At 51.2% G+C, this 16,424-nt stretch carries 12 protein-coding genes; 6 read left to right on the plus strand and 6 right to left on the minus strand.

Translation table 11 applies throughout. From position 1 onward, the window contains the following. Positions 1-27 precede the first annotated feature (27 nt). Positions 28-1,221, minus strand: coding sequence for a class C beta-lactamase (gene ampC, locus EA58_RS02815; protein WP_036748699.1), 1,194 nt, complete (start codon positions 1,219-1,221; stop codon positions 28-30). A 219-nt stretch (positions 1,222-1,440) separates the two neighbouring features. Between ampC and EA58_RS02820 the strand changes: the two genes are divergently transcribed. Beyond that, complete coding sequence (locus tag EA58_RS02820) at positions 1,441-2,334, plus strand: LysR family transcriptional regulator (RefSeq protein WP_036748702.1); 894 nt, start codon at positions 1,441-1,443, stop codon at positions 2,332-2,334. 68 nt (positions 2,335-2,402) lie between these two features. Here EA58_RS02820 and EA58_RS02825 read toward each other — a convergent pair whose 3' ends face one another. Further along, on the minus strand, positions 2,403-3,398 hold the full coding sequence (locus EA58_RS02825; RefSeq protein ID WP_036748704.1) for a helix-turn-helix transcriptional regulator: 996 nt from the start codon (positions 3,396-3,398) through the stop codon (positions 2,403-2,405). A gap of 118 nt (positions 3,399-3,516) precedes the next feature. Between EA58_RS02825 and EA58_RS02830 the strand changes: the two genes are divergently transcribed. Further along, on the plus strand, positions 3,517-4,182 hold the full coding sequence (locus EA58_RS02830; protein ID WP_036748707.1) for a glutathione S-transferase family protein: 666 nt from the start codon (positions 3,517-3,519) through the stop codon (positions 4,180-4,182). 194 nt (positions 4,183-4,376) lie between these two features. Here EA58_RS02830 and EA58_RS02835 read toward each other — a convergent pair whose 3' ends face one another. The 4 genes from EA58_RS02835 to EA58_RS02850 all read right to left on the minus strand — a co-directional run bounded on the left by EA58_RS02835 (position 4,377) and on the right by EA58_RS02850 (position 12,069). Further along, positions 4,377-6,347: a hypothetical protein gene (locus EA58_RS02835; RefSeq protein ID WP_036748710.1), complete on the minus strand. Its 1,971-nt coding sequence runs from the start codon at positions 6,345-6,347 to the stop codon at positions 4,377-4,379. A 69-nt stretch (positions 6,348-6,416) separates the two neighbouring features. Continuing rightward, entirely contained in the window at positions 6,417-7,283 is an 867-nt protein-coding gene (locus EA58_RS02840; protein ID WP_036748712.1) for a hypothetical protein, read from the minus strand. Between the two features lie 1,247 nt (positions 7,284-8,530). Continuing rightward, positions 8,531-10,822 carry a penicillin acylase family protein gene (locus EA58_RS02845; RefSeq protein WP_036748714.1) on the minus strand — a complete coding sequence of 764 codons (2,292 nt, stop codon included), beginning with the start codon at positions 10,820-10,822 and terminating at the stop codon, positions 8,531-8,533. 299 nt (positions 10,823-11,121) lie between these two features. Continuing rightward, positions 11,122-12,069, minus strand: a complete 948-nt coding sequence (locus EA58_RS02850) for an ABC transporter substrate-binding protein (protein ID WP_051641863.1) — start codon at positions 12,067-12,069, stop codon at positions 11,122-11,124. 295 nt (positions 12,070-12,364) lie between these two features. Between EA58_RS02850 and EA58_RS02855 the strand changes: the two genes are divergently transcribed. The 4 genes from EA58_RS02855 to rarD all read left to right on the plus strand — a co-directional run bounded on the left by EA58_RS02855 (position 12,365) and on the right by rarD (position 16,362). Next, entirely contained in the window at positions 12,365-13,324 is a 960-nt protein-coding gene (locus EA58_RS02855; protein ID WP_036748715.1) for an HlyD family secretion protein, read from the plus strand. Then, positions 13,317-14,243, plus strand: a complete 927-nt coding sequence (locus tag EA58_RS02860) for an ABC transporter ATP-binding protein (protein ID WP_036748717.1) — start codon at positions 13,317-13,319, stop codon at positions 14,241-14,243. Before EA58_RS02855 ends, EA58_RS02860 begins: the two co-directional genes overlap by 8 nt. 5 nt (positions 14,244-14,248) lie before the next feature. Continuing rightward, positions 14,249-15,358 (plus strand): ABC transporter permease, encoded by a 1,110-nt coding sequence (locus tag EA58_RS02865; protein WP_327078514.1) that lies wholly within the window; start codon positions 14,249-14,251, stop codon positions 15,356-15,358. Between the two features lie 77 nt (positions 15,359-15,435). Further along, a complete protein-coding gene (gene rarD, locus EA58_RS02870; protein ID WP_200872146.1) occupies positions 15,436-16,362 on the plus strand; it encodes an EamA family transporter RarD in 927 nt (308 codons plus the stop codon). Positions 16,363-16,424: the final 62 nt, after the last annotated feature.

A 16,424-nucleotide genomic window follows, 5' to 3' on the forward strand; every position in this document is an offset into this window, starting at 1 on the left:
GGAAATTGACCGTGAAATCCGGACCAATTATTTTTCGGCAGCCTTCAAAATCGCATAGGCGGCTTTGATTCGGTCGGCATTGGGATAACTTTTGTTGGCTAAAATCACGAGACCGGTTTTTTGAGCCGGGATATAAGCCACGTAAGCACCGAATCCGCCCGTTGACCCCGTTTTATTCACCCAGATGTGCTCCGAAAGGGGCTTGGGAGAAGCGTTTGCCTTGATAGGCATCGGGTTAAGAATCATCTGGTTTGCATTGCCATCAAGCAGTGTGTCCAGCGTCACCGGATAAGCATACATCTCCCAGCCAAGCCCTTGCGTCAAAGCGCCAGACTGATAATAGCCGGTCTTTGTATTCGCCAGCGCTTGCTTCATTACAGGCTGTACAGAAGCTGTTCCAACATTTGCTTCGATATATCGCACCATATCTGCACTGGTTGATTTGATGCCATAAGCTTCGGTATCTAAGACGCCGGGATTAACCCGGACAGCGTCACCAGCAGCGTTATAGCCGAATGCGTAGTTGCGCATCTTCGTTTCAGGCACGTTCACAAAGGTGTTAGACATCCCGAGTTCCGGCAGAATACGATTTTCCATCAGCGACGGGTATTCAGATCCCATACTCCGGGCAGCGAGATAGCCAAAGAGGCCAATGCTTGGGTTTGAATATTGCCTGCGGGTGCCAGCCGGAAATACAGGTTGCCAGTGGCGGTAATAGTCCAGCATCGTTGCGTGGTCCGTGACGTTTTCAGGAAACTGAAGCGGCAATCCTCCTGCGGTGTAAGTCGCTAATCGAATGAGTTGTGTGTTTCCAATCGTGCTTCCTTTCAGCTCTGGCAGATACTTCGATACTTGATCGTCGAACGACAGCTTTCCTTGTTGTTGTGCGTAGCTGGCCAGTGTTGCAGCTAAGGTTTTGCTGACTGAACCCAGTTCAAAAAGGGTGTTTTCCGTCACGGGCTGATGCCGTTGGATATCTGCCAGACCATAGTTGTAATAATGTGCTTTGCCGTTGATGGTGATGCCAAAGGCCATACCCGGAATGTTGTATGTTTCCATTAACTGCTTTGCCTGCTGATCTACGGCTAGTTTGAGTGTTGCGTCATTTTTTGTCGTTTGGCTATGAACTGGCGCAGCGGCAGATGCCAGGGGAGCTGCGACTGATGCTAGGTAAAGCACAGAAATAATGAGTTTTTTTGAATGACAAACAAGATTTTTCATCGTGACTTCTCAATGTATGTAAAGCGAATTTTGCTATTGGAATCCATTTGGGAATCCATTTGGGAATCCATTTGGGAATCCATTTGTAACCTAGGGAGATAGTGCGGATATTAAAGCGAGTCATTTTGAGGCACAATGTGCGAAATCTAAGATGAGTCATAAGAAAATCTAGGGTCACGGGCCTGAGATATTCGCTCTGAGAAGCATAAGGTTAGAGGGATGAATATTACCCATTTGCCGTTGAATGCCATTCGTGCGTTCCTCGTGTCGGCGAAACATTTGAACTTTACCAGAGCCGCAGTGGAGCTGTGTGTCACTCAGGCGGCCGTGAGTCAGCAGGTGAAGATGCTGGAAGCACAGCTGGGGGTGTCCTTATTTATTCGCCAGTCCCGGGGCTTAAATTTAACGGAAGAAGGCATGATGCTGCTGCCCGTCGTGAAAGGGGCGTTTGATCATCTGTCTGATGCGCTGGAAATGCTCGCGCAGGGCATTCACCGCGAGGTGGTGTCGGTTGGTGTGGTCGGCACGTTCGCGGTGAACTGGTTGCTGCCTCGCCTTGCTGACTTTCAGGCACGGTTTCCCTTGATTGACTTACGAATTTCGACGAACAACAACACCGCCGATCCGGTGGCTGAAGGTCTGGACTATCTGATTCGTTTCGGAAAAGGCAGCTGGCATGCAACCGAGGCGACGAAGCTTTTACCCGCACCGTTTACTGTTCTGTGTCAGCCATTGATAGCGCAGGCCATGTCTTCACCGCGAGATGTGCTGAATTACACCTTATTGCGATCCTACAACCCCGATGAGTGGCAGCTATGGATGGAAGAAGCAAAAGTCACGGTGCCGAAAGCAAAACTGAGTGCCATCGTCTTTGATTCATCCATCAGCATGATAGATGCGGCGATTCAGGGCTATGGCGTAGCGCTGGCACCGCCTGCGATGTTTGAAAGGCAGCTCGCGGAAGAGAAGCTGGTGCAGCCTTTTGAGATTTATCTGCACAAGGGGAGCTACTGGCTGACCAAACTTCATGGCCAGCAGGAAACGCAGGCACAGCTGCAATTCAAAGCATGGTTGCTGGCGCAGGTTGGGGAAGGGCAGAGCACATCAGAATGACGTGTGCTTTTTGACGCCACTGACTTCCATTCACTCGCCAATTGAGGTGGTTTTTTACCTGGTGGTCTTTATTTGGATGATGGCGATTCATCTTCGCCATAATACCCACGCATCATTCCAATCACATTGCTCATGGCTTGCCGTAGTGCTTCGGGCTGGATGACCTGCACTTCCGGGCCGAATCTGAGCATTTCAAACAGTGCCTGTTCTGTATTCCCCGACGGTAAAGTCACGGTTGTCCAGCCTGTATCATCGGTTTCCGCTATGTGAGTCTGCTGCCGGACATAAGGCGGGCTCAGGCCGGGTAACATCCTGAGTCCTTTCGCGGTCAGTTTGATGATTGCGGTATTGGGATAGAGTTCGGCTTCCATCTGCCGGGTGCTTTCCTGCCAGTAAGCGGGCAGGTCAAAAGGTACCTGCAACTCAAAATTTTGATTCAGTATTTTTAGCTCCCGGATGCGGCCGACCCGGTAGGTTCTGGCCTGATCCAGTGTTCGGTCCTGCGGCTGAGCCACCAGATACCAGGCACCCGCCTTCAGAACCATTCCCAGCGGGTTGACGACCCGATGGCTGTTACCTCGCCAGCTTTGATAATCGAACTCAATCTGGTTTTTTTGCCACGCAGCGGTGAACAGTTCCGGCAAATGGTTCACGGTTTCACCTTCTGTAAACCAGCCCGGGGAATCCAGTAAAAAACAGGACTGGAAACGCTCGGCGTGGCTGCGCAGTTCCGCCGGAATCGCGGCCATCAGTTTCAGTCTGGCTTCCGACATGGCAGGTGCGAGCCCCAGTTCTTTTGCCGGGCCGGTTAAGCCCAGCATCAACAGCGTTTCGACTTCCTGTTTCGAGAAACCGTTGAGCTGGGTTCTGTAGCCGTCCAGTAAGCGGTAGCCCCCGTTGACACCCTGCTCACTGTAAACCGGGATTCCTAAAGCACTCAGGCTGTCGATGTCCCGGTAAATACTCCGGACGGACACCTGACATGTCCGGGCTAATTCAGCGGCACTGACCAGCTCGCGGGATTGCAATGTCATCAGAATGGTGAGGAGTCGGCTGGCACGCATGGCATTTGCTCAAACAAGAAAGGAATACAGGTAAGGATAAATTAAATTTGAAACCTGACAAAATCTGACAGGTTTCTTCAATAGAGTGGTCACATTGGTCACCACTAGAGGAAAAAACATGTCAGATTTACTTGCTCAACAGGAACTTGTTCTGTTTCATTCGCCGCAATCACGCTCATCCAGCGTGTTGATTTTACTGAAAGAACTGGGCGTGCCCTTCCATCTTCATGCGGTGAATATACTGGCCGGAGAAAACAGACAAGCGGAATATCTGGCGGTGAATCCGCTTGGGAAAGTGCCTGCAGTGCTTCATGGCGAAGCGTTGATCACAGAACAGGTTGCGATTTATTTATACCTGACCGATTTATACGCCGCAGGTGAGCTTGCCCCTGCACTGGATGATCCGCTGCGTGGCCCGTATTTACGCTGGATGCTGTATTACGCGGCTTGTTATGAACCCGCCGTCTGCGACCGGGCCATGGGTTGGGTGCCGCAGAATCGTACCGTCAGCCCTTACACCGATTACGACACGGTCAATCAGACCCTGACAGAGCAGTTAAGCAAGGGGCCATATTTGCTGGGAGAACGTTTTACGGCCGCTGATCTGTTATGGGCAAACTCGCTTGATTACTGCATGGCTTTTGGTTTAGTGGACCCGGACCCAGTATTGACTGCCTATGTGCAGCGGGTGGTGCAGCGTCCGAGTTTTGCAGAGGTGAAAGCAGAGGATGTAAAGCTGGTGGCACTTCATGAAGCGGCAAATCAGGCTGGACAGATTACCTGAGCAGGGTGATTGCGCCATTTTAATGTCTGAGACACATTCGTCTTCAAGACACTCAGGTCTCAAAGTCGCTCAGCCCTCAAAGGTATTCTGCTTCTGAGGTACTCTCGTCTCAGTGAAGGAATAGCGATGGAATCAAGCTGGCAGGGTGAAGATATACTCTGCCAGCTTGTTGAAATGAGAGCTCTCGTGTCGATTTACTGCGTGATCGCCTCATTTGGCGTGTTGTACTTATCAACAATGCCCTGCAATCTGTCTTTGATTTGCTGGTTCGATTCCTGATCAATCTGCTGCTGAATTTGAGCGAGCGTGTTGCTGTCCAGCGAGCGGTAGCTCAGGGAGTTCGCCGCCACTTCGCGGGTTCCTGCATTAGTGTCGTTTTTGAGCGTTGTCATCAGATAGTTGGTGGCATCGGCACCTGGCACAAACCGTAGGGCATGGGTGGCCCGCTGACGAATGTCCGCATTTGATTGCTCAGTGTAGCTTTGCAAATCGGAGAACGTCAGATACTGCCCCATGTTGCCAAGTACAGTTAAGTGATGCAGGGTCTGTGATGGATCTGCCGATGTTTTCAGTTGTTGCAGCTGTTCACTGACATACCCGTTCGCGGTTGTTGTGTCTTCCACGCCCATGCGTTGAACCATCGCACTTTTTGCAAGGTCAACATTGGCCGACAGGCCGTCTGACATCGTCTGGCTGTTCATCAGGTTTGAGAAGCGCTCAAAAGTTTGCGTATTTCCCTGTGGAGACAGTGCCAGTGAAGCCATGATCGACGTTGCTGCCTGGGTTTCGCTCATTCGGGCGTTCAGTGTTGTCAGCATCGCGTCTTGCGCCGGAAGGCTGGCCACGGTACTCAGGGCACTCAGATACAGGCTGAAGCCCGGCTCTTGGGTGCCAAACTTGGTCAGATCATTGGTGAGCAAATCCAGGTTGCCAGGGTAGGCGCGGGCAAAGTTTTGCAGCATGGCGCTCAGCTGGTTTTCTGCTTTCATTCGCTCCAGACCCTCCAGAGAGAGCATGGCGTCATAAAGGTCTTTGATTTCCTGATAAGCCGCTTCAGCGGTTGTGCTCACTCCCTGGGCTGCTTGATCCCGGGCGTCTTTTTCTTTGGCTTGTTGCTGCTGAGAGCCTGATGCTGCGTTGACGCTATTTCCGGTCGACAGGAAAACATCGCTGGCGGAAAGTTGAATCTGACGCCCGGCTTGCGTGTGCTTGATGAGCGCCAGTTCGACTGGACTGATGCTGTCAGTCCAGAACGTCAGTTTCATGTCCAGCAGGTTACGGCTGGTGGCCAGCGGTTGGCCGTTCATGTGGTGCTGCACACTTTCGTCTACCGATAGTTGCGTGAGCATCCGGCGGTTTTGATCCCACAGGGCTTTGTGACTGAATGTGTATTCTGCACTCAGCTTATTCTCTAAGCCGCGGGCCTGATCATACAGGGCTTTTTTCAGTTCACGACGCTTAAATAATTGATAGATCTTGTTCGCTGAAGTCGCGCTGTCGTCCAGTTTCAGGTTGTAATAAGCGGAGAATTCGCCGTTGTAATCCTGCTCTGTGCGTTCCCATTGATCCTGATCGTTGACGGTCTCAGGCACGATGTTCTGCATCAGGAAGGCGATGGTTTCCATGGTTTTCAGCGACGGATGCGGCTGCGACAAATACACTTCCTGAATTTCGCCTTCAGGTGTGGTCACAAACTCAATGCCTTCCTGGACCTGCTGACGGATCGCATCCACAATTTCCGGGCTGGTTTGCTGGTTGACGACCGCTGTGACCGTTGGTGCCGGCATTCTGAGCAAATGATAAATTTGATCATCACGGCTTTGGCGGTACTGGAATAACTCACCGGAGAGATCAAAGCGGATGCTTTGCTCAACACTGGTGCCCGGTGCTGAAAAGGCGATATCGCCGCCATACCGGACATCAAAAACCTGTTTGTTGTATTCGTGAGAAACGTTTTCTGCTTGTGATGAAGCGGGCGTCCGGCTTTCCTGAAATGCAGGCGTTTCGTTCGTTGGATTGGACTGTGTCGTTTGTGTCTGGATTGGGTCGGTCGCGGATTGAGGCTTCGATGCTTCGGCATCGGATGAACCTGAAAAAATATACAGCGAGGCGCCTGCAACCACACAGCAGACCAGAGCCAGCATGATCAGTAATTTGTTCTTCATAGAATATTGACTCTTGACGCAGAAATGCTCCCCGTACCTGAGGTACGGGGAGATGGATATCACCCGAGATTATTTCACGGGCAGGAAGGTGCTACCTTCTGCCAGCGTATGCTCGAAGGTGTAGCCTTGCCACTCATAGATCGTCAATTTGTACTTGTCGTTCACAGAGCCGTAGATGTTACCACCAGCCAGATTTGCGGTGTTGGTAATACCATAGCCAAACCCGAATCCGTTCTGCTCGGCTTCCCAGCGGCCATAGGCTTCAAAGGCCAGATCGTCTTTGATGATAGAGACTTCACCACCCAGAGAGATCTTGTTCAGCAGAATCCGTGCTGAGGCTTCAGTGAAACCAGTCACATCCGCATTCGGCACAGCTTTCGCCGTCAGCGCCAGGTTTTCATAACCCGCTTCCAGACCCACATTCAGCTTGGTTCTGACGCCAACACCGACATCCAGAATGACTGGACCCAGTGGGATACCGGCATACAGACCCAGGTCAGGGATTGGCAGGATAGGCAAATCTTTTTTCAGGGTGCTGCCTTCTTCTGAAGACATGGTGTATTCCTGAGAAATGATATCTGTACCCATCACATTGACGTGACCGTCAACGCCAAATTGCGCATCTGTCGTGGCGGTTGCGCCCGCTTTGACAGAAGCGACCTGGATGTCGTTGTCCAGCAGGTGTCCGTCAATTCCGGCTAAGCCTTCAACACGCAGACAGCTTTGACGACCTTGAACATACAGGAAGCCTTTAAGGGTTGAAGATGCCAGATCCTTTGAAGAATCATCGACATCTTTGGTGTAGGAACCACCAAACTTGGCATCAACAAGTGGGTCGCCAGAGGCAATGCAGTCACCATAGAGCGAAGCTTGCGCAAAAGACGAGATTCCTAAAAGTGGTAATGCAGCAAGAGCTAATCGTTTCGTCTTAGTCATTTAAGATTTCCTTATATAATGGTTTGAAAAGGTAATCTTGAGTTCCCCTGAAAATATCCCTGATGGTTGAAAACCAGTGAAATATACAAAGTGTTCGCTAATTTCCAACCATCGACACGATTACGCTTCATTCGGAAAACGAAGTGACAGGCAGAAATATTTCTGAACTCTTTTGTCAATGTGTCGGGAACGAGTCATGAGGAAGCAATCGACTTGTTCATCATTCGCCGATACGAAACAACAATTTTTATTCTTGTTTCCTGACAGTTTCAAAGCTATCAAAACACTTGTTTAAAGTCTATCCAAATTTGTATTTTTTTAATCGAATTATTCTTGATGTTATTTATTGATAAATATTGTTGTAAATAAATTTACAATCGAATTACATCGATTGCGTTTAATTTCTTTATATCTATTGTTTCGTATATAAGGTCAATATGTTCTATGTGATTCAAATTGAATGTAATGGCGCATGCTTTATCAGGATGCCTCCGTGGTTCGAGAGAAAATAAAGACACCTTTAGAATAGAGGGTTTTATCTTATCGTGATGATTTTTATGGATTTATGATTCCCATTATTCTGTATCACCCCTGTATTTCAAGGGCTATTGTTTTAGGGTTTGCTAATTTTTATTGCTTGGTCTGACTGTAGAATCGTATTTTTGAATGATTATTCATCAATTGATTCAATCTGAGAATCAACAGCCGTATGTTGGTTTTATTACAACAGTGGTTGCGTGATGATTATTCATTATCCATGATGACAAATATCATAAGTCTTACTTAATTTAGTGTTATCGAATATCTTTAAGTTCGAAAATAAGCATAATTTATTTAGGGATATCGATGTAGAACAGAAGTTCATGTATCAGAGGATACATTGGGAATCGTCAGAACTGTTTTCAACTTTATTGGTGTGCAGATATCTGCGTGACGCATTGATATCGCATTTAGAAAACAACCTGTTTTATTCTGAAGCGAAATAAGTTTGTTTATTTTTTATTCTGTTCATCCTATCTGGATTGGCATTTGTTAAAATCCACTCGGAAACCCGATGGGTGATACAAGGACGATTATAAAATACGTCAGTTGAGTTTAGATGTTTAGACAAGACACCAGTGCGTGTGTTTTCACGAATGCGGCAGCTCAACAAACGTCAATACAGGTAAGAACAGGTAAAAAGCCAGCACCAGCGAGAAGTTGTTGTGGCAACCTCTCGCATGGCTGAAGAATCAGCCGGTGATGATTTAACGCGGGATGAGCGTCAATCGGTATTGTATCTCACCGGGTAATAAAGGCGTTTTCCGATGGGAGGCATAATCGTCAAAACCGGCCCGGAAGAAAGGTGAAACTGGATTGGCCGATTGTCCGCCCGGGATAGTTAAGATGCCATCTTCTTCCCGTCCGGGCTGTACCACAAAGCGCTCAGATGCCCCAAACGCCCGGGTTTGCACGGCAGGTTCGTACAGTCCGCCAAATCCCTTCACTTCTGGCATGTTCAGCAGCCAACCCAGTTGCGGCATCTTTTTTGTAAACGGGTGCTGGATGGCTAAGGTGTTGACCGTCCCCCAGTTGAGATCAGCCAGTTTTCGGTCCGGACTGAATCGTTTGAACAGGGCTTCTCTTGAATCGACATAGACATTGATGAGCAGGCTGTCCCAGTCTTTTTCTCCAGCCGGCAGCCAGGAAGTTGGTTGCGCTTTCAGTAGTTGCCAGATGGCCGGCTCAAGGTTGTCTTTTAAGGGTTTCAGACTCAGGTCATCGGCTGACAATATTTGCTGAATCGGTGCAAAAACGGTATCGAACAAGCGGTCTCTGAAGGTCCGGGTGAGTGTATAGCCGACAGATTCAGCACAGGCACATCCCTGCCATTGTTTTAAATAGCTGATGTCTTCCTGAAAGCGTTGCGGGTGTAATGCCAGTTGAGATAACAGCAGCGCCTGCCACCGAGCCATAAAGTGTGCTTGATTATCGAGCTGCATCTGAAAAAAGTCTGATTCATCAAATTGCTGTCTGGCCATCAGGTTGTCACGGATCTGAACGGCGCGGCTGGCAATGGCATAACCTCCATTGCCAAATCGGGCATCATCCAGGGCACTTACAACCCGGCTGTTGGCGCTCCAGAGCCGGTGGTGCGCCGGGTTTTCAACCACAGGGACTTGTTCAGCACGATGCTGCCATAAGGTCGCAGGATATGCTGAGGCAGGGACAGAATATTGTTGCGGGTCATCCCGGGCCGGAATCGCCCCGGTTAAACGCCATGCCGCATTCCCCTGGCTGTCTGTGATCAGCATGTTCTGAACGGGTAATCCCGCCGATTGGGTTGACGCCAATCCCTCCGCCACGCTGGATGCGGTTTCGAGCGCCATCAGCTCAAGATTGACTGCATAGGGCTGATGGGCAACCCAGGATAGAGCATAGCGTGATGAGCCAATGCGGGTCACCGGGCCTTCGGGGGATAATTCGATAGGAAAATCAACTTCGCTGGCTGGAGTTTTCAGGCGCTCTACGACCGGCACGACTTCTGTCTGCTCATCCAGCGATATCCAATCTGCGGTATCAATATAGCCGTTGGTAAAGCCCCAGGCGACCCGGCCATTAGAGCCGACCACGATGGTCGGGGTTCCCGGCAAGCTGACTCCTGTGACTTGGATGTTCTGCCCTTGAAACGAATAATTCAGCTGAGCGCGATACCAAATAACAGGCACATTTAAGCCAAGGTGCATGTCATTCGAAATCATGGCATGCCCGGAGGTGGTCAGTTGCCCGGTCACCGCCCAGTTATTGCTTCCGAAGACTTTGGGCTCCCCAATCGGCTGATAGGCCGCAAGTGAAGAGGTCGGCACCGCCAGCGGTGGAATATCGACTTGCGTCAGCGGCAGATGTGAGTTGTCCAGCGCGGCCTGAAGCGGATCTGTCTGCGTGACAAAGGCCGTCATTTGCGGCCCGAAAGCCTGCCTCAGGCGCTCCAGAACCTGTTCGCGTTCGACAGTACTGGCTTGCAAATCCAGATACATGGAATAGATCACCAAAAAGCTGTCTTCCGGTTTCCAGCGGGCTGGGACTGTGCCGCTCAGCAGATATTCAAAGCTCTTGATTTTCTGAGCATTCAACGCGGCATTGACGCCTTGAGCATATCGTTCAAGCAGTTGTCGATGATCATCCGATAATTGATTCAGGGCAAGTTGTGCGCGTTTGCGAAACTGATGAAAGCGATGTTTTTGATCAAGTGCTAACGCATCTTCGCCAAAGAGTTCCGCCAGTTCACCGGCTGCATTCCGCCGGAGTATATCCATCTGGAAAAAACGGTCCTGTCCATGGGCGTACCCCAGCGCAAACGCAGCATCTTTACGGTTGGTGGCATGGATGACGGCGGTTCCCAGTGCGTCACGATTGAGATGAGTCGGATGTTCTGGCCCCTGAACGAAGATCTGGCCGTCTAACTGAGGCAAGTTCGCCCACAAGATTCCGTAACCAGCACCCACAAGCGCCACGATGCTCACCGTGATTGTCAGGGCTATCGTTCTCTTTGATTTCATGCGCTGTCCTTTGCTGATGTTGAATGATGTCCTTCATGACACTGCGTTTTGAACATGTTCAGTTCATGAATCATGATTCGTTCGTTGTGTTTGTGAACCAAGGCTCAAAGGAATGATAGTGGTGATTTGTGTAACTTGCTGAATTGACACCGGAGAGATGTTTCCGCGCAGCAAAAAAAACAGCGCGCCAGTCTGGTGAATTCTCCAGACTGGCGCGCGATGCGTTCTGAACGACCTTACGTGAAAAATGGCGTTCACATCGGACAGGCATGCCGATGCAAGGGGACGCCCGGGCAGTTTCAGGGGATCGCCGAGGTTTGGATCTCTGTAGCCGGACGCGTGAATTGCGGCAGTGTTTTCCGCAGTGCATCTGCCATGGCTTCAGAGGCGAGTATGCCCCGACAATGCGCCCAGTATTTGCCATCTACCTGATAAAACTGCTCGTTTTTGATGGCTTGCAGGGTTGGCCAGACCGGTTGTTGCTGCCATTGCAGCAGGACGTTATCTGGCTCAATCGTGCCTGAAAGCAGAATATCCGGGTTGATCGTACTCATTTCTTCCAGCGTCAGTTGGCGCAGTGCCCGGTCATCCTGACCGATTTGCTCTGGCACCCTGAGGCCAATGGCTTTCAGTACTCCCCCCGGATAGGCTGAGCCTGAATAGGCATAGACGCCATTTTCCAGAGCAACCGCAAACAGCGCCTGCTGACCCTGAACCGGGCTGAGTTGCTTTTCAATGTCCCGCATATAGAGGGCGTGTTGCTGCAAACGGGCTGTCATTAAGTCGGGTTGATCAACCAGCATGCCTATTTTTTCTGCAACCGCCAGATTTTCTGCATAGGTTTCGCCGCGTGAAGGCAGCAGTGCCGTTGGTGCAATGGCACTCAGTGCTGGATAAATGGCTTGATGGCGGGTGATGTCCGCAATGATGACATCAGGTTTCAGGGCCGCAATCCGGCTCAGATCCGGGTTGGCACGGTCACCGACAGAAACCCACCCGGTGATACGTGAAACGACAGCCGGATGCAGGTTGAGCGGGTCATTGTCATCGGCGATCCCCACAGGGCTGATCCCGATGGCAGCCAGTGCATCTGCAAAAGCATACTCCAGTGTCACAATCCGTTGGGGCGGTGTGTTCAGAGTGATGCAGTTTCCAAGGCTGTCTGTCATGGTTGCGGCGAAGGTGGTTGTGCTGGAGAAAAGAAACAGAGAAAAGGCGATCCAGCGCAGATATCCCAACAGAGACATGGTACTCCCTTGATGAATAGAGAAAAATATTATGGATGATGGAGCTATTGCTGCTTCATTCTAATGGCTTTCAGTGGCAGTACAAGTGGAGGAACCTGTTCTGTACTGAGTTCGGACCCAGTTCTGGACCGGGATCGGGTTGATGCCGAGATCGCTTGATGTCCGGGCCGGATTATATTTCACGGGCGTTGGGCAGCATCCGGTAAGAATATACGCCATACTTGCGCTAACACATTGAAATTCTGTCACTGTTGGTTAGGATTTCAGCAATGTTCTGTCATGGAGTGGCCTATTGATGAAAATTGTCGGGAATTGGGGCGTTGTTGTGTTGATTGTCCTGCTGCTTTTTGGGTGTGATCGATCATCCACGTCGCAGGCTTTGGGCACACTGGAGCGTGACCGGATTACTCTGACCGCCACCGCGACTGAAATCATCCGCTCGATGCCCGTAGAAGAAGGTCAGCCCGTGAAAGCCGGGGAAGTGCTGGTCGAACTCGACACAACACGTCAAATTGCAGTGCTGGCACAGACCAAGGCGCAGCAGGCAAAAGCGGAGGCTTATCTGCTGAGACTGACCAATGGGGAGCGGGTGGAAGATATTGCAGCAGCCAAAGCCGGTCTGGAGCAGGCGGAAGCCCGGCTGGTCGATGCCGAAAAAACTTATGTACGCCGTGAACGGCTGGTCAGGCAGAAACTGATTAGTGTGGCAGAGCGGGATAACGCCCGGGCAGAGCGGGATGCGGCGAGAGCCGCCGTGACGGCTGCCCGTGAAAACCTGACCAAGCTGACCCGGGGGGAGCGCCCTGAGGATATTCAGCAGGCTCAGGCAGAACTGGAAGCAGCAAAGGCCAATGTGGCGTTGCAGCAGCGTATCCTGAGCGACTTAACGGTGGTCGCAACCCGAGACGGGATTGTCGATAGCTTGCCCTATAACCGGGGTGAACGAGTACCGATGAATGCAGTTATTGCCGTGATTCAGGCCAATACCCGCCCTTATGCCAGAGTCTATGTCCCGGAGCCTTATCGTGTGGCGATGCTGCCCGGCAAACAAGCCGCTGTCCATGTTGATGGTGTTTCACAACCCTTTGAAGGCAAATTACGCTGGATAGCCACAGAACCGGCGTTTACACCGTATTACGCGCTGAATGAAGATGACAGAGCGCGGCTGGTGTATCTGGCGGAGTTCGATTTGCCGGATGAAGCCCGCTCCCTGCCGTCCGGAGTACCTGTTCAGGTGGAGATGTCTATTGAGTGAACTTGCGATCTGTGCAACCGGGCTGACGCGGCGGTTCGGCGATTTTACCGCAGTGAATCAGCTGAACCTTGAAGTGCCCAAAGGCAGTATTTATGGTTTTCTGGGGCCAAACGGATGTGGGAAATCAACCACGCTGAGGATGCTGACTGGCCTGCTGAGCCCGAGTGAAGGGGACATTAATGTGCTGGGGCTGCGTATTCCGGAGCAGGCAGAAGCGCTCCGGATGAAGATTGGTTATATGACGCAGAAGTTTTCATTGTATGAAGACTTGTCGGTTGCAGAAAACCTGCAGTTCATTGGCCAGATTTATGGTCTGCCGTCTCGTGCACTCAAACCCAGAGTTGCGGAACTCGCAGAGACCTACAATTTAAACCGGTTATTGAAGCAACGGGTTGGCAGTATGAGCGGGGGCCAGAAACAGCGTCTGGCACTGGCGGCCGCAGTGATGCATCAGCCGGATTTATTATTTTTAGATGAGCCGACATCGGCAGTTGATCCCCAGTCGAGGCGAGACTTTTGGGAGCAGTTGTTCGATTTGTCTGATCTGGGCACCACGATTCTTGTGACGACACACTACATGGATGAAGCCGAGCGTTGCCACGGACTGGCCATTATGGAAGCGGGTGAGATCAAAGCGGATGGCCCACCCAATCAGCTCATGGAGCAGATGGGCGTCAGTGTGGTAGAAATTAAGGCGTCGGGGCTGCGTCAGATGAAAGAACATTTGCTCTTGTTACCTGAGGTTGTGTCGGCCGCACAGCTGGGCATTCGGCTGCGTGTCCTGGTTCGGGCCGAAGAAACTGATCCGGTGACCTGGCTGAAGCAACAGATGCCGGTACTGGAGCAGGCTGAGCTGACCGTCGTTCGCCCAAGTCTGGAAGATGTGTTTGTCACCAGCACAGGGAAGCCTCGCCCATGAATGTCGTGGCCAGTTTGATTCGGATGAAAGCGATTCTGGTGAAGGAGTTTCGCCAGCTTTCCCGTGATCGGATCACCTTCGGCATGGTGGTGATGATTCCGCTGATTCAGTTGCTGCTGTTTGGTTTTGCAATCAATACCGATGTGCGCAACATTCCGGTTGCTGTGGTGGATCAAAGTCAGTCTCAGTATGGGCGGATCATTCTTGAGGCGGTCAAGGCAACTCAGGTGGTGACCGTGGTGGATGCTTACGCGACGCCTCATGAGGGTGAGCAGGCGATTACCGCGGGAAAAGTCCGGGGTGTGCTGGTTTTGCCCCGGGATCTGGATCAGCGACTGGCACAGCACCGGGAAGCAGGGCAGTGGCTGGTTGATGGCTCCGATACCATGGTCAGCTCTGCACTGTTGCAGCTTCAGAATATGCCGGTTCAGAATCTGGTGGGAGATTATAAAGCGCAGCAATCCAGCGTGATGACGCCCACCTTTGAAGTCGCACTGTATTTCAACCCGGAACGCCGGACGGCGGTGAATATTGTGCCCGGTTTGCTGGGGGTGATCCTGACGATGACAATGATTCTCTTCACGTCGGCAGCCATTGTTCGTGAACGGGAACGAGGGAACCTGGAATTGCTGATCACAACCCCGGTGCACTCGCTGGAACTGATGCTGGCGAAAATCGCGCCTTATATCTTCATTGGCTTGATTCAGGTGGGGATTATTCTTGGATTGGGCCATTTTATTTTTGAGGTGCCAATCAATGGTCCGCTGAGTCAGATCCTGTTCGGAACCCTGTTGTTTATCTCCGCCAGCCTGACATTGGGGCTTGTGATTTCGACTATTGCGCAGACGCAACTTCAGGCGATGCAGATGACGGTCTTTATCCTGTTGCCTTCCATTTTGTTGTCCGGGTTTATGTTTCCCTATGAAGGCATGCCGGTTGTGGCTCAGTGGATTGCGGAGGTGCTGCCGGCGACGCATTTTATGCGCATGATCCGGGGGGTTGTGCTGAGAGGGGCAGATTTGGCTGTTCTCTGGAAAGATGCTTTGTGGTTGTTTGGTTTTACCTTGCTGGGGCTGCTGGTGGCATCCTGGCGGTTTAAGAAAACGCTGGACTGACGAGTGCCGACTGCTGAGATCGCAAATGAAGGCAACATGCTGATATGATGCCGTTCAGTGGTCGCAAGGCCGTGTAGATGCGGTATGCAGGAGTGGGTGTGGGGAAAGGTGTTTTTTTATCAGTCTTGTCGTCTTGTCTGTTTGGCGGGATGTATTTTTATGCAACCTTGCTTCATCCATTGGATGGAGAAGCGATTTTCAGTTGGCGATTATTGCTGACGCTGCCTTTTCTGACCCTCTTCTTACTGAGCAGTCATGCCTGGGGGCAGGTCACAGACATTGCGGGACAGATTCGTAAACGTCCGCTGCTTTGGCTGGGGATTCCTTTGTCGGCTGGCCTGTTAGGGCTGCAATTCTGGCTCTTTTTGTGGGCGCCGGTGAATGGTCGGGCTCTGCCGGTTTCTCTGGGCTATTTTATGATGCCACTGGTGATGGTGGTGTTGGGCCGTCTGGTCTATCAAGATCGGCTGAGTCGGTTGCAGCAAGTTGCGGTACTTCTTGCGGGGGTAGGCGTTGCGAATAAGCTTTGGCTATCGGGTGGGTTGTACTGGGAAACCTGGGTAGTTGCGATTGGCTATCCGGCCTATTTCATGTTGCGGCGAAAAATGGGCACAGACAGCCTGGGTGGCCTGTGGTTCGATATGGCCTTGATGTTACCCCCGGTGATCTGGTGGCTTTTTATTCAGCACGACAGTCTGAACGTATTGATGCAGCATTCACAATTGATTGTCTTGGTGATCGGGCTGGGTGTACTGAGTGCGTTGGCGGTTGGCAGTTATATTGTCGCCAGCCGTTTACTGAGTTTCAGTCTGTTCGGACTGCTGAGTTATGTCGAACCGGTATTGTTGGTGATTGTGTCACTCTTGCTGGGGGAACGGATACAGGGCGGAGAGTGGATCACTTATCTTGCGATCTGGTGCGCCGTGGCGTGTTTAATACTCGATTGCGTGCGCCAGCTGTTGACCCAGCGGCAGGTCCGGCTGGCAGATGGAATGCGTGACTAAAACAACAGTGTTATCTATGCCTGTCTAGATTTGCCTATGCCTATCTACGCCCGCGAATCTCT

It is taken from the genome of Photobacterium galatheae, assembly GCF_000695255.1.
GTDB lineage: Bacteria > Pseudomonadota > Gammaproteobacteria > Enterobacterales > Vibrionaceae > Photobacterium > Photobacterium galatheae.

Bases quoted from the DNA above. Each gene is read 5' to 3' on its own strand.
- ampC (WP_036748699.1), bottom strand. From the start codon at position 1,221: ATGAAAAATCTTGTTTGTCATTCAAAAAAACTCATTATTTCTGTGCTT.
- EA58_RS02820 (WP_036748702.1), top strand. From the start codon at position 1,441: ATGAATATTACCCATTTGCCGTTGAATGCCATTCGTGCGTTCCTCGTG.
- EA58_RS02825 (WP_036748704.1), bottom strand. From the start codon at position 3,398: ATGCGTGCCAGCCGACTCCTCACCATTCTGATGACATTGCAATCCCGC.
- EA58_RS02830 (WP_036748707.1), top strand. From the start codon at position 3,517: ATGTCAGATTTACTTGCTCAACAGGAACTTGTTCTGTTTCATTCGCCG.
- EA58_RS02835 (WP_036748710.1), bottom strand. From the start codon at position 6,347: ATGAAGAACAAATTACTGATCATGCTGGCTCTGGTCTGCTGTGTGGTT.
- EA58_RS02840 (WP_036748712.1), bottom strand. From the start codon at position 7,283: ATGACTAAGACGAAACGATTAGCTCTTGCTGCATTACCACTTTTAGGA.
- EA58_RS02845 (WP_036748714.1), bottom strand. From the start codon at position 10,822: ATGAAATCAAAGAGAACGATAGCCCTGACAATCACGGTGAGCATCGTG.
- EA58_RS02850 (WP_051641863.1), bottom strand. From the start codon at position 12,069: ATGTCTCTGTTGGGATATCTGCGCTGGATCGCCTTTTCTCTGTTTCTT.
- EA58_RS02855 (WP_036748715.1), top strand. From the start codon at position 12,365: ATGAAAATTGTCGGGAATTGGGGCGTTGTTGTGTTGATTGTCCTGCTG.
- rarD (WP_200872146.1), top strand. From the start codon at position 15,436: ATGCGGTATGCAGGAGTGGGTGTGGGGAAAGGTGTTTTTTTATCAGTC.